22 protein-coding genes are annotated in these 24,116 nt (G+C 46.4%); 7 read left to right on the forward strand and 15 right to left on the reverse strand.

The features are described from left to right. Positions 1–228 precede the first annotated feature (228 nt). Genes BLU03_RS00135 through BLU03_RS00145 form a run of 3 tightly spaced genes read right to left on the reverse strand, consistent with a single transcriptional unit; the run spans position 229 to position 2,362 of the window. A complete protein-coding gene (locus BLU03_RS00135; RefSeq protein ID WP_093104754.1) occupies positions 229–1,131 on the reverse strand; it encodes a glycine betaine ABC transporter substrate-binding protein in 903 nt (300 codons plus the stop codon). Positions 1,132–1,134: 3 nt separating this feature from the next. Further along, complete coding sequence (locus BLU03_RS00140; RefSeq protein ID WP_093104755.1) at positions 1,135–1,803, reverse strand: isochorismatase family cysteine hydrolase; 669 nt, start codon at positions 1,801–1,803, stop codon at positions 1,135–1,137. A gap of 22 nt (positions 1,804–1,825) precedes the next feature. After that, on the reverse strand, positions 1,826–2,362 hold the full coding sequence (locus tag BLU03_RS00145) for a GbsR/MarR family transcriptional regulator (RefSeq protein WP_093104758.1): 537 nt from the start codon (positions 2,360–2,362) through the stop codon (positions 1,826–1,828). 270 nt (positions 2,363–2,632) lie between these two features. Between BLU03_RS00145 and BLU03_RS00150 the strand changes: the two genes are divergently transcribed. The 3 genes from BLU03_RS00150 to BLU03_RS00160 are packed head-to-tail and all read left to right on the forward strand — an operon-like array spanning position 2,633 to position 4,901. Further along, the gene (locus tag BLU03_RS00150; protein ID WP_008587686.1) at positions 2,633–3,013 is read left to right on the forward strand and encodes a PadR family transcriptional regulator; all 381 of its coding nucleotides are present in this window, start codon (positions 2,633–2,635) and stop codon (positions 3,011–3,013) included. Positions 3,014–3,028: 15 nt separating this feature from the next. Then, a complete protein-coding gene (locus BLU03_RS00155; protein WP_093104761.1) occupies positions 3,029–4,033 on the forward strand; it encodes an LLM class flavin-dependent oxidoreductase in 1,005 nt (334 codons plus the stop codon). Positions 4,034–4,055: 22 nt separating this feature from the next. Beyond that, positions 4,056–4,901: a CvfB family protein gene (locus BLU03_RS00160; RefSeq protein WP_076570505.1), complete on the forward strand. Its 846-nt coding sequence runs from the start codon at positions 4,056–4,058 to the stop codon at positions 4,899–4,901. Between the two features lie 245 nt (positions 4,902–5,146). Here BLU03_RS00160 and BLU03_RS00165 read toward each other — a convergent pair whose 3' ends face one another. The 7 genes from BLU03_RS00165 to BLU03_RS00195 all read right to left on the reverse strand — a co-directional run bounded on the left by BLU03_RS00165 (position 5,147) and on the right by BLU03_RS00195 (position 15,062). Beyond that, a complete protein-coding gene (locus BLU03_RS00165; protein WP_008587692.1) occupies positions 5,147–6,262 on the reverse strand; it encodes a glycosyltransferase family 4 protein in 1,116 nt (371 codons plus the stop codon). A 12-nt stretch (positions 6,263–6,274) separates the two neighbouring features. Next, positions 6,275–7,423: an NAD-dependent epimerase/dehydratase family protein gene (locus BLU03_RS00170; RefSeq protein ID WP_093104772.1), complete on the reverse strand. Its 1,149-nt coding sequence runs from the start codon at positions 7,421–7,423 to the stop codon at positions 6,275–6,277. An 83-nt stretch (positions 7,424–7,506) separates the two neighbouring features. Beyond that, on the reverse strand, positions 7,507–9,942 hold the full coding sequence (gene parC, locus BLU03_RS00175; protein ID WP_093104775.1) for a DNA topoisomerase IV subunit A: 2,436 nt from the start codon (positions 9,940–9,942) through the stop codon (positions 7,507–7,509). A 15-nt stretch (positions 9,943–9,957) separates the two neighbouring features. Next, complete coding sequence (parE, locus tag BLU03_RS00180; RefSeq protein WP_008587697.1) at positions 9,958–11,913, reverse strand: DNA topoisomerase IV subunit B; 1,956 nt, start codon at positions 11,911–11,913, stop codon at positions 9,958–9,960. A gap of 172 nt (positions 11,914–12,085) precedes the next feature. Further along, positions 12,086–12,499 (reverse strand): CoA-binding protein, encoded by a 414-nt coding sequence (locus BLU03_RS00185; protein WP_093104780.1) that lies wholly within the window; start codon positions 12,497–12,499, stop codon positions 12,086–12,088. 11 nt (positions 12,500–12,510) lie between these two features. After that, positions 12,511–14,037: an ABC transporter permease/substrate-binding protein gene (locus BLU03_RS00190; protein WP_093104783.1), complete on the reverse strand. Its 1,527-nt coding sequence runs from the start codon at positions 14,035–14,037 to the stop codon at positions 12,511–12,513. Then, positions 14,034–15,062 carry an ABC transporter ATP-binding protein gene (locus BLU03_RS00195; RefSeq protein ID WP_093104786.1) on the reverse strand — a complete coding sequence of 343 codons (1,029 nt, stop codon included), beginning with the start codon at positions 15,060–15,062 and terminating at the stop codon, positions 14,034–14,036. Before BLU03_RS00195 ends, BLU03_RS00190 begins: the two co-directional genes overlap by 4 nt. Before the next feature lie 187 nt (positions 15,063–15,249). On the opposite strand from BLU03_RS00195, the gene plsY reads away from it, so the two are divergent. From plsY to BLU03_RS00215, 4 genes are all read left to right on the forward strand, one after another. After that, a complete protein-coding gene (gene plsY, locus BLU03_RS00200; protein ID WP_076570492.1) occupies positions 15,250–15,831 on the forward strand; it encodes a glycerol-3-phosphate 1-O-acyltransferase PlsY in 582 nt (193 codons plus the stop codon). A gap of 87 nt (positions 15,832–15,918) precedes the next feature. Then, positions 15,919–16,851 carry a GTP cyclohydrolase FolE2 gene (folE2, locus tag BLU03_RS00205; protein WP_093104789.1) on the forward strand — a complete coding sequence of 311 codons (933 nt, stop codon included), beginning with the start codon at positions 15,919–15,921 and terminating at the stop codon, positions 16,849–16,851. Then, positions 16,851–17,081, forward strand: a complete 231-nt coding sequence (yidD, locus tag BLU03_RS00210) for a membrane protein insertion efficiency factor YidD (protein WP_008587711.1) — start codon at positions 16,851–16,853, stop codon at positions 17,079–17,081. The genes folE2 and yidD overlap by 1 nt, the downstream gene beginning before the upstream one ends. Positions 17,082–17,085: 4 nt before the next feature. Then, a complete protein-coding gene (locus BLU03_RS00215; protein ID WP_008587713.1) occupies positions 17,086–17,373 on the forward strand; it encodes a HesB/YadR/YfhF family protein in 288 nt (95 codons plus the stop codon). Positions 17,374–17,396: 23 nt separating this feature from the next. Here BLU03_RS00215 and BLU03_RS00220 read toward each other — a convergent pair whose 3' ends face one another. From BLU03_RS00220 to acnA, 5 genes are all read right to left on the reverse strand, one after another. After that, positions 17,397–17,720, reverse strand: a complete 324-nt coding sequence (locus BLU03_RS00220; RefSeq protein WP_008587716.1) for a hypothetical protein — start codon at positions 17,718–17,720, stop codon at positions 17,397–17,399. Further along, positions 17,720–18,142, reverse strand: a complete 423-nt coding sequence (locus BLU03_RS00225) for an acyl-CoA thioesterase (RefSeq protein WP_008587717.1) — start codon at positions 18,140–18,142, stop codon at positions 17,720–17,722. The genes BLU03_RS00220 and BLU03_RS00225 overlap by 1 nt, the downstream gene beginning before the upstream one ends. Position 18,143: 1 nt before the next feature. Continuing rightward, positions 18,144–20,390 carry an AAA family ATPase gene (locus BLU03_RS00230; RefSeq protein WP_093104792.1) on the reverse strand — a complete coding sequence of 749 codons (2,247 nt, stop codon included), beginning with the start codon at positions 20,388–20,390 and terminating at the stop codon, positions 18,144–18,146. Positions 20,391–20,499: 109 nt separating this feature from the next. After that, positions 20,500–21,090 (reverse strand): TlpA family protein disulfide reductase, encoded by a 591-nt coding sequence (locus BLU03_RS00235; RefSeq protein ID WP_008587721.1) that lies wholly within the window; start codon positions 21,088–21,090, stop codon positions 20,500–20,502. A gap of 144 nt (positions 21,091–21,234) precedes the next feature. Continuing rightward, positions 21,235–23,943 carry an aconitate hydratase AcnA gene (gene acnA / locus BLU03_RS00240; protein ID WP_093104794.1) on the reverse strand — a complete coding sequence of 903 codons (2,709 nt, stop codon included), beginning with the start codon at positions 23,941–23,943 and terminating at the stop codon, positions 21,235–21,237. Between the last annotated feature and the right edge of the window lie 173 nt (positions 23,944–24,116).

Genomic DNA, 24,116 nt, shown 5'->3' on the forward strand with positions numbered 1-24,116 from the left:
ATTCTACATGTCTATGAATCTATATAACTATTTCAGTTTACCACTGTTATGTGCAGCTTTCGATGATAAGAGATCAGAGGTTCAATGATTGAACGAAAAGGGAACTTATTCAAAAAATCATGAGTTCCATTCAATAAGGAGATTGGAATGAAGAATCTTAACCTAAAGTTCAAAAGCTCCTGGCAGTGTAGAAATTCAACTGTCAGAAGCTTTTAGTTCAATTGATGATTAATTGGAGGATTTAAGCATAGTCTCCACTTTATCTCTATTATCCTCGATCCACTTTTGGGCAAGTTCTTCAAATGACTTATCTTCCTTTTCATATTTCAGCATCATTTCTTCTAGATCTTCAACACTGATTTCCCAATTTGAAAGGATATTGTAGGCTTCAGGATGTTTCTCTTCGAGTCCCTGGTAAGAAAGGACGTACACATTATCATATTTGAAAAGGTCTTTTGATTCTTCGAGAAATTTCAGATCATATCTCTGAAACATAGAGTGAGGTCTCCATCCTGTGATAATAAAAGGTTCTTTAGCCTTGGTCTTTTCATCGACAACTCCCATCATGGCAGATTCACTGGTTGGAACTAGTTCGTAATCGTCAAGTCCGTAGGCTGGAAAAATATCTTTAGAAATTTCTACAATACCTGCCCCGGCTCCGATAGTTACTACTTCATCGGTGAATTGATCTGATTTTCCTTTTAAATCCTCTATAGAGTCTGCTTCCATATATTCAGGTACAACCCAGCCCAGAGGAACTTCTTTGTAGCTGGCCGTTACTTTTTGTAATGAATCTTTGTATTTATTCCATAACTCCTCTTCTGTATGAGGAAGCCAGGCGTCCATAAAAACATCCATATCCTTATTAGCAAGACCCTCGAAAATTAAGGGTTGGGCAACTGTGGTAATCTCTGTTTGATAACCGGCTTCTTCAAGGATCTGACTCGCAATGGCCGTAGGTACCTGAGTACTAGTCCATGTAGTAGCTCCAAAAGTAATTGTTTCATCTTGTTTTGTGTCAGCGGTTTCTTCTTTATTATTACTTTCTTCATTTGATTGAGTTTCTTCACTTCCACATGCTGCAAGCATGAGTAGGGCAAAGAAGAATAGAAGGGCGGTAATTTTCTTCATGATTTATAGTCTCTCCTTAGTATTCGCGATTTTTTGGAATTGCTTTTTCATAGTTTCTGGAGTGAAAGGCAGAGCATCAGGAGAAGGAGCTTCATATACATCGTAAGGGATTCCATTAAGTTTGTTGATGATATTCTTCGTATCGTAAATAGATAAGGTATAAACCCAGTTGGACATAATCAACATGGATGCCATATGCGCTCCTGTATTAGTGGTAGCGCAAATATCTTCAACCAGGTTGATTTGGTAATCTCTGAAATAAGCATCAAAAACAGAAGTCATAAGGCACCCGTCACTAACGAGGCCACCTATAATTATGTTTGTAACTCCCATGTTTCTAAGCATAAGATCAAGGCTTGTTTCGTGAAAAGCACTCCACCGATATTTATCTATAATAATATCGTCTTTTTGAGGTTTTATATCATTTATGATTTCTATGTTTTTTGAATCCGAGGAGTAGTAATAAGGGCTTCCGTCTTTATTTAGGGGTTCCCCTTTAGAAAGTCCCTTTGTATCAGCTCTATTGATTTGTCTTGTATAAATAATAGGAATGTTTTTTTCACGACAAGTATTAATGATTTTTTTTGTTCGACTCACGATTTTTTCAAGGTTGTCGATGTCAAAATTATTTTCTTTTTGAATATCGATAAGCACAAGTGCTGTTTGATCCATAAGTGTGTTAATCCTCTCTTCATTAGTTATTTTTAGGAAAGTATTTGAAAATATCTCCTGATTCCATTGCATTCGCAAGTTTCATTGTCCAATGAAAGTAATTCATGGATCCATGTATCAAGTCCAGATTTTTTTGTGCTTTTTTTTTAATTTCAGGATTCTCACTATTTGTCGACAGGTATTTGAAGGTGTCTTCTGTTTGTTCTACTCCTTTCAAAATTAACTGTCGCTCCTGACGTATTTTCTTAGTGAAGAAATTAATAAAGTTCCGCAAGAAATCTTTTTCAGCAATGTAATGATCTTTTCTTTCTCCTTTTTTCCATACTTTTGTGACCATATCGGTTTCTAGAAGTTCCCTCATACCGTTACTTACACTGGCTTTGCTCATTGCTACTTGAACTTTTATATCGTCGAGAGTCATAGGTTCGTCAGCAAAGAAAAGAAGTCCATAAATTCTTCCTACTGATGGGGTGACTCCGTATATGACCATAGTTTGAGCGAGGGCGCTGATCATCACATCTTTTGATTCTTCCAGTAAATATTCATCTTCATTCGCCATATTCATCCCTCCTTTTGTACAATTAATTAAAATTATTCAATTTATACTGTATAGATTAAACAAAAAGATTGTTATTGTCAACTTTACTTAGAAACATCTGAAATTATTTTATGATAGAGCAAAGGAAGTTACAGAAGAGTATAGACATTTTCCCTCCTTTTATGAGTTAGGAGTATTCCCGAATTATACCCAGGGAGATTGAACAAATGTTCTTATTCATTTAATTCCCCTCGTCTCTGAGGTAAAATGATAGGGAGGAGGGGTGTTTTCGTGAGTCACAAAAATAATCCTAAAAAATTCGCATTGAATATGAGCGCAGCTCAGTTTACCAAGTTTTATATTATGCATCTGCTTCAGGTGAAACAGCCGATGATCAGCGAACACTTCAAAAAGGAATTCAAAACCTTAACAAAAAACTGGATACCGGCACCTTCCACGCTGCTGGATACTTTACATGAGATGACGGAAGAAGGGCTTCTGGCAAGGAAGGAAGACTATAAATCCCATGACAAGAAGCGGCAGAAGGTGTATTGGTACTATTTGACCGATGCCGGGAGAGAAGAGTTCGAAGTTCTTAAAAAGAGATATAAAATTCTCTTTGAAGAGCAGCAGCAGATTTTAGACAAAATAATGCGGGACGTGTATAAATAAACAGGAGGATGTACAGTGATACTTAGTGTGTTGGATCAATCACCGATTTCGGACGGAGGTTCGCCAGGGGTCGCATTAGCACAGACGACAGAGCTTGCACAGTTCACGGAATCCCTCGGATATCACCGGTACTGGGTGGCCGAGCATCACAATACGAACGGGTTGGCCAGTGCCGCTCCGGAAGTAATCATAAATACGATTTTAAGTAAAACGACGAACATAAAAGTAGGGTCAGGGGGAGTGCTGCTGCCACAGTACAGTCCGCTGAAAGTTGCCGAAGTGTTCCGTACACTTGAAGTCTTCTACCCGGGTCGGGTGGATCTCGGTCTCGGAAGATCTCCGGGAGGAGGCCAGAAGACGAGGGCGGCTCTGACTGATGGAGTGAACAAGCCGCTCAGTTCTTTTCAGCGGCAATTGAAGGAACTGCAGCATTTCCTTTACGACGACCTTCCAAAAGGCCACGATTATTATGGAGTAAAAGCAAAACCGGCATCGCCGACGATTCCTGACATGTGGGTGCTCGGTCTCTCGGAGCGGGGTGCCCGGCATGCGGCGAAGCAGGGGACGGGCTTCACTTTCGGGTATTTTATCAGCCCCGATGCGGTGGAAGAGGCCCTGCAGACTTACCGCGATAAGTTTGAGCCATCTCTGCAGCTCAGCGAGCCTTCCGTGAATATGTGCGTCTTTGCTGTATGCGCGGATACGGAAGAAGAAGCGGAGTATCTGGCCAGGAGTCAGGATATGTGGTTACTCCAGGTGGAAAAAGGACTCGATACGAAAGTATATGCGCCTGATGAGATTGATTTTGATAATCTGCCCGGGGACGAAATAGACAAAATACAGAAGAACAGAAAACGAACCATCATAGGCACCCCTGAAAAGGTGGCAAGGAAATTACAACAGTTATCCGAATCGTACCAGGTGAACGAGTTTCTTCTTATAACGAATATTTACGATTTTGAAAAAAAGAAAGCATCTTATCAAAAAATCAAAACGGCTGTCGATCGTCTGTATCAGTAAAACAGCCCGAAAGGAACTAGCTATGAACTTATCTATTATCGGAACCATTCAAAAAGCGGAAGTCACCGGTGACGCTGAGGTTACCGTACACGGAGAGACACTCCCGCTGGAGACGACTGATGGCGCTCCGGCCCTGAATACAGAAATAGAGGTATTCTGCTACTTGAATAAAAACGGGGATCTCGTCACGACGGATTCATTACCGGCAGCTACCGCAGATGCTTACGGATGGGCGGAAGTTGTCAGTATCCTGCCGCATCTCGGAGCATTCGTCCATATTGGAGTGGAAGGCAAAGACATCCTCGTTTCCAAAGATGACCTGCCTCTGATGAAGGCTGTGTGGCCGAAAGAAGGAGACTTCCTGTTTGTTACGCTGGAGACGGACAAGAAAGGAAGACTCGAAGCTAAACCCATTTCGGAAGACGAAGTAATGGCAGAACTTGATAAGGCTCCTGAAGATATGCTGAACAAAGAAGTCGGAGTACGTGTGTATAAAGCTGTAAAAGCCGGTTCTGCTGTACTGACGGAAGAAGGATATCGCGGGTTCATTCATCCGACGGAGCGGATCGCGGAACCGAGGCTCGGGGAAGACTTAACAGCAAGAGTAATAGCCGTTAAAGAAGACGGCACTTTGAATTTGTCCTTGAGACCCGTAAAAGCGGTCAGCCAGAAAGAAGATGCGGAAGTGATCTACGAGTATTTAGAAGAAAATGACGGCGTTATGTTCTTTACGGATAAAAGCGATCCGGAAGATATCCGGGCAACATTCGGCATCAGCAAAGCTGCATTCAAACGAGCATTAGGAAAGCTTATGAAAGACAATAAAGTGATCCAGCAGGAAGACAAAACAGTCATTAAACATTCATGAACAGGACGGGATCAGCGGGGACGATAGATATTCTGCTGATCTTGTCTGTATATAAAAGAGGGGAGTATTAACAATAAAAAGATAAAACCCCTCTCTTATTAACAAAATTACTTAGTTTACATAATATATATTATAGGAAGTTAAGGGGAATTACTTTTCGATGTCTCATAAACTAAGCATACTTATGATAGTGAGACAAAACATAATTTAACAGCTCCCTGATACATACGTAACGGGAGCTGTTTTTATTTGGCTATAGCAATCGTCTTCTTATAGATCTCAAGAATTTGTTCGGAAGGTTTCTCCCAACTGAAATTCTCTGCTTCTTTTCTGGCGTTTTCGCTGAGATGTTCCAGCAGTTCGGGGTCTTCCAGTTGTTCCACAGCATCTATCATGCTTTGAGTGTTCTCATTTTCGAACAGTATTCCGGTTTCGCCGTCTACTACCTGTTCTTTCGTAGGGCCACTCTCAGCTGCTATTACCGGCAGTCCGGATGCCATAGCTTCCAGTATAACGAGTCCAAGCGTTTCCGTCACCGATGGAAAAATCATCGCGTCCCCACTTGCAAACGCTTCTCTGAACTCTTCTCCGTGCAGATTACCCGTAAATACCGTTTTCGTCCCCTCAAACTCTTTCTCAAGCTGCTGACGGATCGGTCCGTCCCCGATGATGGCCAGAGAGACGTCTTTCCGCTTTTCCAGCAGAGGCTTTATTTTATGGATTTCTTTCTCCGGAGCAAGACGTCCGACGAATACCAGCAGTTTATCCCCCGGATTCCCGTTGGATAACCGTTCTCTCATACTCGTGCTTTCGTGCTTCGGATGGAAATGGTCGATAGCCACGCCCCGTTTCCAGACTTCAAGATTGTGTATGCGCTTTTGCTGCAGTTCTTTCAATATCGTTTGCGATGTACATACGTTTGTATGGGCATAGCTGTGCAGTTTCTTGAAATAAGCCCAGAAAATCGGTTTAAAAGGATAAAGGTTATAGTAATCCAGGTATTTCGGCACGTGTGTATGATAGGAAGCCACGAGCGGAAAACCTAATTTGTTGGCATAATATACCCCGGATACCCCTACTAAAGCAGGGTTGACGACGTGAACCACGTCAGGGTTATGTTTTTCCAGCAGGTCCTTTACTTTTCTGCTCGGAAGGGAAAAGTACTTGGAAGAGTAAACGGGTAGCTTTGCGGGTTTTATGCCCTCCACAATCGCTCCGTCGAATTCTTTCACCCCAAGATCGGGGGCTATAATGACCACTTCATGCCCTTTTTTATGAATATAAGTAATAGCCTCCTTCAGACGGGTGACCACCCCGTCTGTAGAAGGCAAAAAAGTTTCTGTGACAATAACGATTTTCATAAAGGTCCTCTATTACTTCCAGGTGACAGACGGAAGAACGTTGTCTTTAATGACACGGTCTTTATGATCAATCACCGTCTGGAGCATGTCTTTGATGACTTCGTCTGTCAGAAGGTGTGGTTCCAGTCCGAGATCACGAAGTTTCGTATTGACTGCACTATAGTAATGGTCTTCTGCTTCCACCCTTGGGTTCTCCATATTATCAATGGAAACATCGATACCTTCTTCTTTGGCTACCTTCTGAACTTTGTCTGCGAGCTCTTTGACAGAGAACCACTCCGTAAACTGGTTGAATACGCGGAATTCACCCGGTTCGGCAGGGTTTTCGGCCGCAATCTCTACACAGCGGACCGTGTCCTCGATGTTAAGGAAAGCACGCGTCTGTTTACCGGAACCATAAACGGTCAGGTCATGTTCGATGGCTGCCTGGTTGATGAAACGGTTAAGAGCCGTGCCATACACCCCGTCGTAATCCAGTCGGTTGTTCAAAACAGGATCCTGCTTCGTTTCTTCGGTATGTAAACCGTAAACGATTCCCTGGTTCAGATCAGTGGCACGGATACCCCAGATTTTACAGGCGAACTGGATGTTGTGGCTGTCATGAACTTTTGACAGGTGATAGAAGGACCCCGGCTGTTTCGGGTAAGGAAGAGTGTCTTTTCTTCCTTTATGTTCGATTTCAATATACCCTTCTTCAATATCGATGTTAGGCGTGCCGTACTCACCCATCGTCCCGAGCTTAATAAGATGACAGTCCGGTGCCAATTCTTTGATAGCGTAGAGTACGTTCAGGTTCCCCATAACGTTGTTCGTCTGAGTGTACACCGCATGTTCACGGTCGATCATGGAATAAGGCGCAGAACGCTGTTCGGCGAAGTGGACGAAGGCATCCGGCTTGAACTGAGTAAAAACCTGCGTCAGGAAGTCATGATGGTTCAGATCACCCACGAACGTTTTGATTTCTTTACCGGTAAGCTCTTTCCACTTATTCACCCGTTCTTCGAGTGTGGCGATAGGTGTTACCGAGTTCGAATGCAGTTCATTATCGATTTTACGTCGTACTAAATTGTCGAGGATTGCTACGTCATGACCCTGCTTGGATAAATACAAAGCAGTAGGCCATCCACAGAAGCCATCTCCTCCGGCTACAATGATTTTCATAAATATCTTTCCCTCCTAAATCAACATACATCTATAGAATAACATTTTCTTCAGTATAAGCGCTATTATTTTATGGAAGATTATTATTCCAGCGGACTTTCATAGCCCACTTTTCTCCAGGCCCCCGTCACATCCCCGTTCTGTTCGGTGTCTATAACGAATGTTCCGTTGCTGTAGCTGTCCTTCGAACGGTACTGCTTCGGTTGGACCTCAATCGCTTCTTTGTCAGTGACGATACGGATATGACTCTCTTTATCAACGACGAGCATTTGTATGAGTGTATGAGGGTTTTTCTTCAGAGCCCGGAATACGACGTTTCCTTTTTTCGCTCTCGTCGTCGATTCAAATTCCCTGAGATCCATCCGTTTCACCGCACCTCTATGAGATACGACGAGAACAGTTCTTTGAGCTTCCGGGTCGAATACTTCCCCGGAGACAATGACTTCCTCCGTTTTTAACTGCATGCCTTTAACACCCGCAGCCCGGGCTCCCACGATATTGATTTCATTTTCCGGAAAACGGAGGCAGTAACCTTTGTTGGAGGCCAGCATAATATCTTTACGGCCGTCGGTGCGGTGAACAGCTACGACTTCATCATCTGCTTTCGTATTTATACCTACGAGAGGTTTGGAGTAGCGCTGCGCCTGATAATCTTTCAGCAGCGACCTTTTCACCATCCCATTTTTAGTGACGAATGTCAGGTAGTCATCCGTTTCGAAATTTCGTACAGGGATAACTTCTATGATTTTTTCACCGGCTTCGACCGGTACCAGGTTCGTTACGTGCTGACCCAGTTCCTTCCATTTTATGTCCGGTAACCGGTGCACCGGGAGATAAAGATACTTCCCTCTATTTGTAAACAGTAATAAAGTATCCGTCGTATTGAGTTCCATGAGGCTTAAAAGATAATCTCCTTCTTTCAGAGGCGGAGATTCTTCCTGTGAAGCTCCGTAGGAACGGAGACTCGTCCGTTTGACGTAGCCGTCTCTCGTAACAGAAGTCAGTATGTCTTCACTCGGAACCATGACTTCCAGGTCCACCTTCAGCTCCTGAACCTGCTCTTCGATGACCGTCAGTCTGTCATCTTTATAGGTTTTCTTTATGGAGCGGAGATCTTTCTTAATTTCTTTCAGCAACAGTTTCTCATCCGAAAGAATACTCTCAAGGTTTCTGATCGTCTCTTCCAGCTCTTCTGCTTCTTCCTGAAGGGCTGTGATGTCCGTGTTCGTCAAGCGGTAAAGCTGAAGATTGACGATAGCTTCCGCCTGAGCCTCGGAAAACGTATAGGCAGACTTCAGTTTTTCTTTGGCATCGCTTTTATCACTGGAGGAGCGGATCGTACTGATCACTTCATCCAGGATCGAAATAGCTTTAATGAGTCCCTGGACGATGTGCGCACGATTTCTCGCTTTTTTCAGGTCGTGCATCGCCTGGTTCCTTACAATGTTTTTCTGATGACTGATATAGGCATCGAGAATCATCGGAAGAGACATAAGTTTCGGTTTCTGATCGGAGATAGCTACCATATTGAAGTTATAGGATACCTGAAGATCCGTGTGTTTATATAAGTAGTTGAGTATCCCTTCACTGTTCGACTCTTTCTTCAGTTCGATCACAATTCTCAGACCCGTACGGTCCGTCTCGTCGCGGACTTCTGCGATCCCTTCCACTTTCCGGTCGATGCGAAGCTCATCCATCCGTTTCACAAGTGTGGATTTATTCACATCATAAGGAAGTTCATCAATGACGATCTGTTCCTTACCGCCTTTGATCTGCTGGATTTCCGCTTTTCCGCGGACGATGATTTTTCCTTTCCCGTTTTCATAAGCTTCTTTGATGCCCTGAGCACCCTGGACGATGCCTCCGGTAGGGAAGTCAGGTCCCGGTAATTTAGTCATCAGTTTATCTACTGAAGCCTCGGGATTATCGATCCTCATAATAACGGCCTCGATTACTTCCCCAAGCCGGTGAGGAGGGATGTCGGTGGCATATCCGGCCGAGATTCCGGTAGAACCGTTAACGAGAAGGTTCGGGAACCTTGCGGGCAATACGGTAGGTTCTTCTATCGTGTCATCGAAGTTAGGGATATGTTCCACCGTATCTTTCTGGATATCACGCAGAAGTTCCGTGGATATTCCGGAGAGCCTTGCTTCTGTATACCTCATGGCTGCAGGCGGATCGCCGTCAATACTTCCGTTATTCCCGTGCATCTCCACGAGCGGATAGCGGACTTTCCACGTCTGACTTAGTCTTACCATGGCTTCGTATACCGAAGAATCCCCGTGCGGGTGGTAATTACCGATTACCGTACCGACAGTTTTTGCAGATTTCCTGTACGGTTTGTCGGCCGTGTTTTTTTCCTGCTGCATAGCATAAAGAATACGGCGTTGTACGGGTTTGAGCCCGTCCCTGACATCAGGCAGGGCCCGTTCCTGGATAATGTACTTGCTGTAGCGGCCGAATCTGTCTCCCAGTACTTCCTCAAGTGGCAGATCCAAAAGTCTTTCTGTTTCAGACATGAGAACTTCCTCCTGTTAGTCGTGCAATTTTTCATTTTCTAAAATATTTTCGCCTTCATCAAGACCGAAAGTAACGTGCGATTCAATCCATTTCCGGCGTGGAGGCACTTTGTCCCCCATCAGAGTTGTCACCCGTTTTTCGGCGGTTGCGATATCATCAATCGTTACGCGAATCAGCGTCCGGGAAGACGGATCCATCGTAGTCTCCCACAACTGATCGGCGTTCATTTCCCCGAGTCCTTTGTAACGCTGGATGGTATAGCCATTCTTAAATTGTTTCAGTACTTCTTCAAGACCGTCTTCATCCCATACATACTCCTCTTTCGCTTTCTTACCTTTCCCTTTGGAAATCTTATAAAGCGGAGGCAGTGCAATGAATACCTTACCTTCCTCAATGAGCGGTTTCATATACCGGTAAAAGAAAGTGAGCAGCAGTACCTGGATGTGAGCGCCATCTGTATCTGCGTCCGTCATGATGATTACTTTATCATAATTACAATCCTCAATGTCGAAATCGTTCCCGACGCCTGCGCCGATCGTGTGCACAATCGTTGATATCTCTTCGTTTTTAAATATATCATCAATCTTCGCTTTTTCCGTATTAATGACCTTACCTCGAAGCGGGAGGACGGCCTGGAACCGGCGGTCCCTCCCCTGTTTGGCAGACCCGCCTGCCGAGTCCCCCTCGACCAGGTACAGTTCATTCTTATTGGGATTACGTGATTGGGCCGGTGTAAGTTTACCACTTAGGAGGGAGTCCTTTTTCTTACGCTTTTTCCCACTGCGGGCATCTTCTCTGGCTTTTCTTGCCGCCTCGCGAGCAGCCTTGGCTTTGATGGCTTTTTTTACAAGCATAGCAGCCGTCTCCGGGTTCTCCTCGAGAAAGTAAGCAAGGCGCTCAGCAATGACGTTATCTATAGCCGAACGGGCTTCCGGTGTGCCGAGTTTGCTTTTAGTCTGACCTTCAAACTGAAGCAGATCTTCCGGTATACGTACGGAGATGATGCACGTAAATCCTTCGCGTATATCGTTCCCTTCCAGATTTTTATCTTTCTCTTTCAGCAGTTGTGTCCGACGGGCATAGTCGTTAAAAACGCGAGTAATGGCCGTTTTTGCTCCGGATTCATGCGTTCCGCCGTCTTTTGTCCGTACGTTGTTGACGAAGGACAATATGTTCTCCGTGTACCCGTCGTTGAACTGAAAAGCGGTGTCCACTTCGATGGACGTATGTTTCCCTTCGAAGGAAATAACCGGGTGGAGCGTCTCTTTCTCTTCGTTTAAGTAGGCTACAAAAGATTCGATTCCATCTTCATAGTAGAATACTTCTTCCTGTTTTTCATCTCCACGTTCGTCTACCAGTTTGATTTCCAGTCCTTTCAGAAGGAAAGCGGCTTCTCTTAAGCGTTCCATCAGCGTCTCGGTGTGAAAGTTGATCGTGGAAAAGATGGACGTATCCGGTTTAAAGGAAATAGTGGTTCCCATTTTCTTCGTATTACCTATCTCTTCCAGCGTGGTGACCGGCAGCCCGCCGTTCTCGAAACGCTGCCTGAAATGGGTACCTTCTCTGAATATATCGACGACGAGCCATTCCGAGAGCGCATTTACAACACTGGCCCCGACGCCGTGCAGACCGCCGCTGGACTGGTAACCTCCCTGACCGAATTTACCGCCGGCATGCAGTACGGTCATTATAACTTCAGGGGTAGGTTTGCCGGTCTGATGAGTCCCGGTAGGCATACCTCTCCCTTTATCACTTACAGAAACGCTATTATCTTTCCGGATCGTAACTGTAATAGTTTCTCCATATCCGGCTAAAGCTTCATCTACCGAATTATCGACAATTTCAAAGACAAGATGGTGAAGCCCCCGGTGATCCGTAGATCCAATATACATCCCCGGGCGTTTCCTTACAGCTTCCAGTCCCTCCAGCACCTGTATGGAACTGTCCGTATAAGTTTGTTTCGACTTCATTTAAATCATCTCCTTCCGTTCCAATATCACCTTACTATCTATATTAGAACAAACGTTCGTGTTTGTAAATTCAAACTTATTCACTCGTATCATTGTAGCTTTTTTTTTCGTATAAAAAAAGTTATTTATGGACAAACAAGAAAAACCCCCTTGTGAAAAAGGGGGTCCGTTGCTATAGAAGAGTTGTATGAGCGACTTTGATGCAGGAATCCATGATGACTTCCTGCTTACTGTCTTTCAGTTCTTCGTACGCTTCCGGGTGGAAGACTCCCTGCTGAGCCCAGAAAGCTTCGGCATCTATCGCTTTTGCCTCTCTGGCCACTTCCGGGAGAAACTCGGAACGCCGGAATACGTTGATGATATCGATCTTCTCTTCAATATCCTGAAGAGAAGAAACTGCTTTTTCTCCTAAAACTTCCGTCACTTTCGGGTTTACGGGGATGATTTTGTACCCCGCTTTCTGCATCGCCTCACTGATCTGAAAAGAAGTCCTGGCGGGATTGTCAGAAAGGCCCACTACAGCAATAGTCGATGAATTTTTCAAGATTTCTGCGGTCGCCTGTGGACCGGGATTGGTAAAACTCATTGAAATTCCTCCTATTTATCGAGCAGCCCTTCTTCTACAAGATAGTCTCTTGCGACTTCCGAAGGAGCTCTGTCTTTTACATCCACTTCATAGTTCATTTCCCGCATTTGATCTTCGGTAATCTTCCCGCCCAGCTTATTCAGTACGTCCTCCAGCTCTGGATACTTCTCGAGCGTTTCCTGTCTCATGAGCGGAGCGCCCTGATACGGAGGGAACAGATTTTTCGGATCATCGAGAGTCGTCAGATTAAGTTCGACCATATAGCTATCTGTCGCATACGCATCGATAATATCCACTTCTCCGTTTTTAATCGCTCCCTGGCGCAGACCGGGGTCCATCGTTTTCACTTCGCCGAATTCCAGATTATACAACTCTTTCATCCCCTGATATCCGTCTTCCCTGTCATTGAATTCAAGAGTGAAGCCGGCCGTTACTTCGTCATCTATCGGAGCAAGATCACCGATGGTTTCAAGATTATTTTCCTGTGCATATTCTTTCGTCGTAGCCACAGTGTAAGTGTTGTTATACTTCATCGGTTCCAGGTAAGCCATATCGTACTCTTCGGCCATGCCCTGTTTGGCCTGCTGGTATACCTCTTTCGATTCGTAACTGTCCGGCTGACGATCGAGAAGGGATACGAGTGCTGTTCCGGTAAATTCCGGATAAATGTCGATACTTCCTTCCTGCAGGGCACTGAAGACAAGATCTGTTTTTCCGAGGTTCGGTTCAAGACCTACTTCAAGATCCGTCTCTTCTTCGATAAGCAGTTCATACATATTGATAAGGATTGTCGGTTCAGCGTTCAGTTTGGCACCGATGGTAATATCGTTCCCTGCTTTTCCGGTGAAAATGATCGGAGCAACGACGATCAGCAAAGCTACAATGATAAGGATAAACAAGGATTTCATCCCGGTTTTAGCAGAAGTTCTCTCAAAGAACCGCAGAACGACATCGAGAAGAATCGCAAGAAGAGCCGCAGGAATAGCCCCGAGAAGAATAAGGTTGACGTCTCCTCCACGGTCAAGTCCGAGAAGAATCAGATCCCCCAGCCCCCCGGCTCCTATTAATGCAGCGATAGTGGTTGTTCCGACAATCAGTACCATAGAGGTACGGATGCCGGCCATAATGACCGGCATAGCCAGAGGAAGCTCAACTTTCGAGAGACGCTTGAAAGAGTTCATCCCCATTCCGGTAGCGGCCTCCAGTAAAGAATTGTCGACTTCGCTGACTCCGGTATATGTGTTCCTCAATATCGGCAGAAGACCGTATGCAATCAATGCGATGATCGCAGGTGTCTGTCCGATACCGAAAAAAGGAATAAGAAATGCCAGAACGGCCAGACTCGGAATTGTCTGAAGGATCGCCGTCACCTGGATGATCGGTTCGGCCGTTCTTTTATATCTGGTTAGTATCAGCCCGAGCGGGACGGCTATCAACGTTGCTATTATTAAAGATATAATGGAAATCTGCAGGTGTTCCCACAGTTTGATCCAGAATTCATCCTGACGCTGCTGGAAGATATCAATAAATTCATTCATTGCTGTACAACACTCCCTTCACGTTCAGCGGATGCTTTTAAGTAATGCACGATATGCTCGTACGTAATGTACCCGAGAAATATGTTATTTTTCGTTACCGGGAGTGTTTCTTCAGGAGTCGATTCCAGCGTTTCTACAGCTTCTTTTAACGTAGTGCTGTTGCCGAGAACCGGCACTTCCACTTCTCTTCCTTCTTTTTCGGCGTATTTATACTGTCCTTCTTCATCTGTCACAAAAGTCATGCCCGCAGGAGTTGTCGCCTCTTTCTTCATTACGACGTCCACGGCAGTCTGCCAGGGACTCTTTCTCTCGCCGATGAAATTCTTCACAAAGTCATTGGCCGGGTGCAGGATGAGTTCCTGAGGGGTGTCCACCTGTACAATCTCGCCTTCTTTCATCAGGCAAACACGGTCTCCCAGTGCAAGGGCTTCATCCATATCGTGCGTAACGAACACTATCGTCTTTTTAATTTCTTTCTGGAGCGTTTGGATATCTTTCTGAAGCTGTTCTCTACTGATCGGATCAAGAGCACTGAAAGGTTCATCCATCAAAATAATGTCGGGGTCAGCAGCGAGTGCACGCACTACTCCTACTCGCTGCTGTTCACCACCCGAGAGTTCCGAAGGTTTTCTCTTCCTGTATTTCTTCGCATCCAGTCCTACCATGTTCATAAGTTCGTCTATTCTCGAGGAAATATTCTCCTTTTTCCACTTTTTCATCTCAGGTACAATAGCTATATTTTCTTCCACGCTCATATGAGGAAATAAAGCTATCTGCTGCAGAACGTAGCCGATGTTCCATCTCAGTTCATGAATGGAATAATCTTTGACTCTCTTGTCGTTTATGTATATGTATCCATCCGTAGGTTCGATGAGTCGATTAATCATTTTCATCGTAGTGGTCTTTCCGCAGCCACTGGGACCTATTAACGTTACGAACTCCCCTTTATTCACCTGTAAATTAAAATTCTTTACTGCAGTAGTGCTGTCGGGGAAAGTTTTGCCGACATTTTCAAATCTGATCATATAATCCCTTCTTTCTGTAATTAAGAAGTAACTATTTGCCTATTCCCTAATTATGTGGTTATAAACTTTCTTTTGTTAATATATTGGAGTTACTACTAAGTATAAAACTATGTACTTTATCCATTCTTTTTTTAATCGACACGTGATAAACTGAAACTATCATTTTTTGTGAATGGAGGTCGTGCTTTTGGAATTTATCAAATTTGCTGCTATTGCATACCTTCTGGGTTCTATCCCCACCGGTCTGCTTGTAGGTAAACTCTTTTACAATGTTGATATCAGGGAACATGGCAGCGGCAACCTGGGCGGCACTAATGCGTTCCGTGTGCTCGGTGTCAAACCGGGGCTATCCGTTACCGTCGCCGACATTCTGAAGGGAACCGTCGCAGCTGCCCTCCCCCTGTGGATGGGTACGGAACTGAACGGCGTAATCATCGGTATTTTTGCGGTGATCGGCCATATGTACCCCGTTTTCGCCAGATTCAAGGGCGGCAAAGCTGTTGCGACTTCCGGTGGAATCATTCTCGGAGTGAACCCGCTTCTGTTCGGAATTATGCTCCTCACTTTCTTTGTCACTCTGTATATAAGTAAGTACGTTTCGTTATCCTCCATGGTGACGGGTGTCGTCACCGTGGCCGTTACTATCATCCAGCAGGAGTTCTTACTGACGGCTGTCGTCTCTGTTCTTACAGCATTTGTCATTTATCGGCACCGTACGAACATCATACGCATCAAGAACAGGGAAGAGCCGAAAATAACGTGGATGTAACCGGCACGGGATAAGCATTTAGTTGTAAATTAAAATTTATATAAGGTATACTTCTTGATAGAAAAGTCGTTGAAAGGAGCCACGGTTATGAATAAAACAGAATCTCATATCACTGATACAATGCCTTCAAAAGATGAACGTCACAAATTATTCGGGTCTGTACCTCCCGGACCGAAAACCAAACCTGTGGAAAAGGATCAGATGGCTGATCTTCAGAATTCCAGACAGGATTTTCTTTTCGACCTGGATGTCGTCGGAATCAACAACGTAAAACATCCCATTACTATTGAAAGTTCGATGAAGCCGTCCACTCAGACCACCATAGGAACCTTCACCTTTTCTTCCTCGATTGCCAAAGGAAGCAAAGGAACGAACATGAGCCGCTTCACGGAACAGTTGACCAGTTATTACGAGCAGGGCTTTACAGTCACGATCGAATCGCTGAAGCAGTTTGCAGAAGAACTCGCAGGCCGGCTGAAGCGGGAAGATGCGTTTATAAAAGTCGAATTCCCGTGGTTCTTTGAAAGAGAAGGACCTTCTTCGTGTCTAGCCGGCATGAATCATGCGGATGCCTTCATTTCCGTAACATGGTCCAAAGCGGGCGGTTTCGATATTCAGACCGGGCTGACCGGTAAAATCACCACCCTTTGTCCCTGCAGCAAGGAAATCAGCGAATACAGTGCGCACAATCAGCGCGGAAATGTCTCGATGGCAATAACGCTTACGGAAGATTTCAACGAAGATATGGTGGACTGGAAAGAAGTTCTGCTGGAGGCTGCCGAGAGCAACGCCAGTGCACGCATTCACCCCGTCCTGAAACGGCCGGATGAGAAGATGGTCACGGAGCAGGCTTACGAAAATCCGAGATTCGTCGAGGATATGGTCCGTCTTGTAGCTGCAGACCTGTACGAAACTCCGTTCATTCACGCTTTTGAGGTTTCGTGCCGTAACGAGGAATCGATTCATCTGCACGATGCTCTCGCCTCCCTCCGCTTCGACAAACGTACGGATGAGCGCTGATGCTGAGGAACGCCATGATAGGACTGATCCGCTTCTACCGGAAAGGCATCAGTCCCTTCACTCCTCCGACGTGCCGCTTCTACCCGACCTGCTCGGAGTACGGTCTCGTCGCTTTTCAGAGACACGGGTTCGTAAAAGGGATGTACCTCACCTTGAAAAGAGTACTGAAGTGTCATCCCCTGCACCCGGGCGGTGTGGACGTCGTACCCGAAATAAAAGAAAAGGAGTGATTATGTGAATATCACTGTATCGGAAGAAGCCGCGCAATGGTACAAAGAAGAACTGGATTTGACAGAGGGGGACGCTATCCAGTTCTTCGTAAGATACGGGGGATCCGGAGGACTTCAGCCCGGATTATCCCTCGGTATGAAAATAGAAACCCCCTACGAACCGGTCGTCGAAACGAATGTCGAAGGGATCCTGTTCTTCGTTGAAAAGGCGGACGAATGGTACTTCGATACCTATTCCCTTAAAATTACTTATGACGAGAGCCTGGAAGAAGCCGCTATCGGCTACGAATGAAGACAGTCAAAAAGCAGCCGCGCCTAAAGGTAGCGGCTGCTTTTTTGATGCAGACGGAATCTTTCAATATGATCATTTCTGTTCTCGGCCTTAAGAATGGTGAACTGATGTCTTCCGAAAAGATCGTAATGGGGGAACCCTTCCTTACGGTCGATCCACTCTTTTTTCAATCCGTACTGTTGCCCCCACTCCGCCAGCTTTTCTATGTCGCTGCATCCGACTTTTGTCACCGTGTCACACCCCGGAAATCTGTCATCCAGCCAGTAGTGGGTCAGGATAGCTATATTCCCGGCACGGACGTCCCGCTTCCATTTCCTCAGTTCTTCCTTACCGATGCCGAAAGCCATCAGTGCTGCCCCGCTGCTTCTTTGTACACGGCGTGCCAGGCGGGAAAGGCTTTCCGCAGGGAAGTCGGGCGGAAATCCTCTTTTCTTACAATGACGTGATCGGAGGTGCCGGTTACAGCTACCGTTCCATCCTCATGGACCACTTCGTACGCATACGTCGTTTTGACTCCCGTGTATGCCTGGATCCACGTCTTCACAGCTACTTTATCCCCGTACCGGACCGGAGTCCGGAACGAAACCTGTACATCCGTAACCGGGGATACCACCCCTGCATCTTCCATATCTTTATAATCGAAACCGAAACTTTCTATTAAAGAAGTCCGACCGATTTCGAACCATACGAGATAATTGGCGTGATAGACGACGCCCATCATATCCGTCTCCTGGTATCTTACCTGTATATCTTTCACATCTAATTTCACTCTAAATCTCCTTTCTTACGGCTTTCCATGCTTCCTCAATATCTTCCCGGGAAAGAACCGGGTCTTTGTATTCCCCTTTATGGTGCCAGGCATGGTACTGAACGGCTTCATCCATCAGGTTTCCGATGAACCTTCCGTTTCCCTGCACCTTCGTTTCCAGCAGCTGCACTTCCAGGTACTCCCGGGCCGCGGGGGACAGAGAATAGTTATATGCCCCTGCAAGCGTGACCATCATTTCCAGCAGCTCTCCGGCCGAATAATCCGGGAAACGGAAAAATTTCTTGAATCTGGAAGCGAGTCCCGGATTACTGTCTATCAGGTCACTCATCTCCCTCTCGTACCCGGCCAGAATGACTACGAGATTCTCGTTGTGCCTCGTCATTTCATCCACCAGTGTTTCCACTGCCTCTTTTCCGAAATCGTCTCTCCCTCCGCTCTGAAGGGCGTAGGCTTCATCAATGAATAAAACCCCTCCGAGGGCTTCTCTTATTTTCTTCTTCGTCTTGATAGCCGTCTGGCCCACATACCCCGCCACAAGATCACTGCGGGAGGCCACTACGACGTGTCCTCTTTTCAGAAGCCCGCATTCTTTCAGTATCGTCGCATACACTTCGGCCACCGTCGTTTTTCCGGTGCCCGGGTTTCCGCTGAATACCGAATGCAGCTGAATGGGAACAATAGGGTCCCCTTCTCTCTTCCGCTGCTGCTGCATCTGTACGAAGGAAGATAGCTTTTCCACCTCGCGTTTCACCGTATCAAGACCGATCAGGGAATGGAGACGTTCCACCCCGGAAATGGCGTCGTCTGCAGAATCTTTATCCCAGTGCAGATCATCTTCCGTAATACGCATGTGATGGAACCAGTCGTCATGAGGTTGTATGACTTCCCGGGAACCCTTGTAAAATATCGTTTTCATGACGATGTTCCGCACGCTTCTCGCGTTCCCGAACGATTCGTCCACCTGTTCCTTCTCAATCAGCGTACCGAGTCGTCTCCGCGCCTCTTTCGTAAAGAAAAAGTCATTGTTCAGCGCGATATATTCTCCGATATCCTCCAGTTCACCGATAGAGTAATCCGGCAGATCGAGGCGGTTCTGCTCCGGTATCCGGCTTCTGAGGCCGGGATTCGCCCACAGAAACTGGCGCATTTCTTCCGGGTACCCCGCCAGTATAAGAGCGAAAGTACCGCCGTGTTCGGTGCTGGTGAGAGCGGAAACGAGCGTATCAATCACTGCCTGTCCGTAATCGTTTCCTCCCTGACCTTCGCGTTTCAGGCTGTACGCTTCATCAATGAATAATATTCCGCCCCGCGCTTCTTTTATATAGTTCATCGTATTTTCCTCACTCTGCCCCATGTAGGACCCGACCAGGTGGGAGCGGTTCACTTCCACCACTTTGCCCGTCGACAAAAGGCCGAGTTCCGTATATATTTCAGCCAGGAGACGTGCGAGAGTCGTTTTACCGGTCCCAGGGTTCCCCGTCATAATCATGTGCAGCGACGGTTCGTCAGGCATACGAAAACCGAACGATTTTCTTTCCTGTTCATACCTCAGAAAGTGATAAAACTGATGGATGTACGTTTTCACGTCACGAAGACCTATCATCTCCTCCAGTTTATCTAGAGCATGACGCCTCTCCTTCCGGGAAAAGGAAGGAGGAAGATAATCCTCCAGTTCCTCTCTCTCATCGTCCAGTTCCCGCACCGCGGAATTGATATCACTCACCGGCATTTTGATACGTTTGGATTCCCTCGTCTCCAGGGCGTAATCGATCGTCTCCTTCGTCTTCAGAAGATATTCGTACAGCCGCTGGTACGTCCGCCATCTGGAACCGGCGTCCACGACTGTCTGATTGACGTAGTTATCATCAAACAGATGCAGCAGAAGACTCAGTTCTTCCTGAATATCAGATATTTTTTTGACTTTCTGGGTAATGTGATCCGTTTCATGCAGCACGGGAATCCGGCCGGATACGTCTTTCATATAATAAATAAGGCGAAGGACATGCTGCAGTTCCTCCGTCTCCCTGATGAGCTTCAGGGAAGGGTCAAGCATTTTCGCTGTTTCCAGTATGTAGGGAGTAAGAGTATCGCCCTCCGGCACTCTTTTCATTCTGTAATAAACTAAAGCGACCTGGAGCAGGGCCCTTTCTCTGTCCTCCCGCTCCTCTTCCTGCAGCAGACGCAGCACCTCCGTTTCCTTCCACGGCGGCGTCGTGTAGAGAGAGGTCCAGGTTTCGAGCTTATCCATCGTTTCACTTCCTTCCTGTCCCCAGTTTACCACAGCTTTAAGCCTTTAAAAAAAGACTGCTACAGGCAGCAGCCTTTGAACACTTACCAGGAGCGCGGGAAACCGGAGATTATTCAAGTTCTTTCATTTTTTCGATCATGTACTCGTACGTCATAGGGCCGAATTTGCGTGAATGGATCGTCCCGTCGCTGTTGATGAAATAGGACGCCGGTACAGAGAACGTCTGGTACTTTTCGGAAAGCTGGTCGTCACTGTCCAGTACCGTTTCAAAAGTGAAGTTTTCTTTGTCTACAAAGTTTTTCGCATTTTCCGGTGAGTCTTCGGTGGAAGTTGCGTTTACGGCTAGAACCGTGACGTCCTCGCCGTACTTTTCATGAAACTTCTGCATCTCCGGCATTTCTTCCTTGCAGGGCGGACACCACGTCGCCCATATATTTAAAATGACCGGTTTTCCTTTGTAGGCATTAATATCCGTTTTTTCCCCTTTGAGCGTCTCGACAGGCATGTTCGGTGCCTCATCACCGATTTCAATCCCTTGGTGTGCTCCCTCGGGCACGATGGACGTCCCTTCCTGCGATGTATTACCCGAAACATCGTATTCCCCGCCTGTCGACTCTTCCTCTCCCGTCAACTCGAACACGCTGTACAGCAGCAGTGCCAGAATCAGGGAAAAAATAGCCATAGTACCGATTTTTTTCATATCCGAGGAATCTCCTTTTTTCATTTCTTCTTTAAGAAGTGTATCACAGAACCCCCTATCTCAGGTATCCCCGGCACCTGAATGTCATAATAATGACAAAAGAGGCATGCACACGGGGGTGCATGCCTCTTTCCTGTACATTATTTATTTTTTCAGCTTGTTACGAAGAACCATCTGAAGGATTCCTCCGTGACGGTAGTAATCGATTTCCACATCGCTGTCAAAGCGGGCAATAACTTCAAATTCTTTCTTATTGCCGTCTTCGTCCGTAGCAGTGACTTTAACGAGATCGTGCGGCTTCACGTCTTCGCCGATTTCCACGTCGATCGTCTCCCGTCCTGTCAGTCCGAGGGACTCGATAGTTTCGCCCTCCTGGAACTGGAGCGGAAGTACGCCCATCATAACAAGGTTGGAACGGTGGATACGTTCAAAGCTCTGAGCGATGACCGTTTCGATACCGAGCAGATCGGTACCTTTGGCAGCCCAGTCACGTGAACTTCCCATACCGTAGTCATCACCGGCGATAACAGCAAGCGGCGTATTATCTTCTTTATATTTCATAGCGGCCGTATAGATCGGCATAACTTCTTCTGTAGGCCAGTATGTCGTATAACCGCCTTCTGTACCCTGAGCCAGCTGGTTACGGATACGGATGTTTGCAAACGTACCGCGCATCATCACTTCGTGGTTTCCGCGACGGGATCCGTAGGAGTTGAAGTTTCGCGGTGAAACGCCTTTCTCCTGCAGATACTCACCTGCCGGCATGCTGCTGGCGATGGCGCCCGCCGGGGAAATGTGGTCAGTGGTGACCGAATCTCCGAATTTACCGATAACGCGCATGCCATTCAATGGTTTGACCGGGTTGGAATCTTTGGACAACCCTTCGAAAAACGGCGGGTTCTGAATGTACGTGGAGTCTTCGTCCCAGTCGTACAGCGGCTCATCCGTTGTTTCGATTTCGTTCCATTTTTCGTTGGAGTTGAACACGTTTTCGTATTCCTTACGGAAGATCTCAGGCGTTACGACGCTTGAAATCTGTTCTTTGATTTCTTCCTGGGAAGGCCAGATATCATCGAAGAAAATATCATTCCCCTGCTGATCTTTGCCGATCGGTTCATTTCTCAGATCGATGTCGACCGTGCCGGCAAGGGCGTAAGCTACAACAAGCGGTGGTGAAGCCAGATAGTTGGCCTTCACGAGCGGGTGAATCCGTCCTTCAAAGTTACGGTTACCGCTCAATACGGAAGAAACTGTCAAATCTTCATCTGCAATCGCCTGTTCGATTTCAGGAAGCAATGGACCGGAGTTACCGATACATGTCGTACAACCGTAACCGACCAGGTTGAATCCAAGCTGGTTCAGGTAGTTCATAAGACCTGAATCTTCCAGATAGCGCGTTACAACCTTGGAGCCGGGAGCGAGTGATGTCTTCACGTATTCCGGTACTTCGAGACCTTTATCCACAGCTTTTTTAGCTACGAGCCCGGCACCAAGCATAACGTGCGGGTTCGACGTGTTCGTACAGGAAGTGATGGCAGCAATCGCCAGAGCTCCCGTCTTCATTTCCGCTGTCTCGCCGTTAGTGAATTCAACTGTCGCTTTTTTGTTGAACTCGGATTTATCGAGACCGAAACCCTGGTTTCCTTCCGGAGCCGTGATTGAGTTATTGAACGACTCTTTCATTTCGGAAAGCGGGATCAGATCCTGTGGACGTTTCGGTCCGGACAGGTTCGGTTCCAGTTCTTCCAGGTTGATTTCGATCAGCTGAGTGAATTCCGGATCTTCGAGTGAAGGATCGTACCAAAGATTGTTCTCTTTACAATATTTTTCGACGAGATCGATCTGTTCTTCCGTTCTTCCCGTAAGTCTCATATAGTCGAGAGACTCTCCGTCTACCGGGAAGAAACCACACGTCGCCCCGTATTCAGGAGCCATATTGGAAATCGTGGCACGGTCTGCCAGCGGCATTTCCTGAAGACCGGGACCGAAGAATTCGACGAATTTACCGACGACGTTCGCTTCGCGGAGGCGCTGCGTCACTTTAAGTGCAAGGTCTGTCGCGGTCGTTCCCTGAGGGAAGCTGCCCTGCAGTTTCACACCGATCACTTCCGGTGCCGGGAAATAGGACGGCTGTCCAAGCATCCCTGCTTCCGCTTCAATTCCGCCAACGCCCCAGCCGAGTACGCCAAGACCGTTGATCATAGTCGTGTGGGAATCGGTACCGACAAGTGTATCCGGGTATGTATCCACACTTCCGTCAGCGTTCTCCGTAGCATGAACGACGTTAGCGATATATTCCAGGTTCACCTGGTGAACGATTCCTGTAGCAGGCGGAACGGCACGATAGTTATCGAACGCTTTCTGTGCCCAGTGAAGGAACTCATAACGCTCCTGGTTCCGTTCGAATTCAAGTTCCATGTTCGCCTGAAGCGCTGTACTTGTACCATACTGATCCACCTGAACAGAGTGGTCGATGACGAGATCGACAGGTACTTCCGGGTTAATCTCCTCCGGCTTACCGCCCATGTCCACCATTGCTTTACGTAGGCTCGCAAGATCCACAACGGCAGGAACACCTGTGAAGTCCTGAAGAATGACACGTGACGGCTTGAAAGGAACATCTTCCTGTTTGCTGTCACTCTGGCCCCATTTAGCGAGACTTTCTACGTGTTCATCCGCTATTACCCGTCCATCGTGCTGACGAAGGAGTGATTCAAGTAAAATACGGATGGAAAAAGGCAGGCGCGAAATCTTTCCGATTCCTGCATCTTCCAGTGATTTCAGATCATAATAGTTGTACGTTTTGCCATTTGATTCAAACTGCTTTTTAGCATTGAATGGATGGTCTGCCATATCTCATATCCCCCTTATCATTCTTGCTGTGAAAGTATTACTTGTTCTTTCACATACTTATAATACTATAATTCGCCATTTACATTGTAAATGAAAACGATTTTAAAGTAAATTCATTATAGTACTTTTTACTAAAGGGAAATTCGTTGTTTTTCCTCCGGTCACCTTTTATA

This window comes from Salimicrobium album, from assembly GCF_900107115.1.
Classification (GTDB): Bacteria; Bacillota; Bacilli; order Bacillales; family Halobacillaceae; genus Salimicrobium; species Salimicrobium album.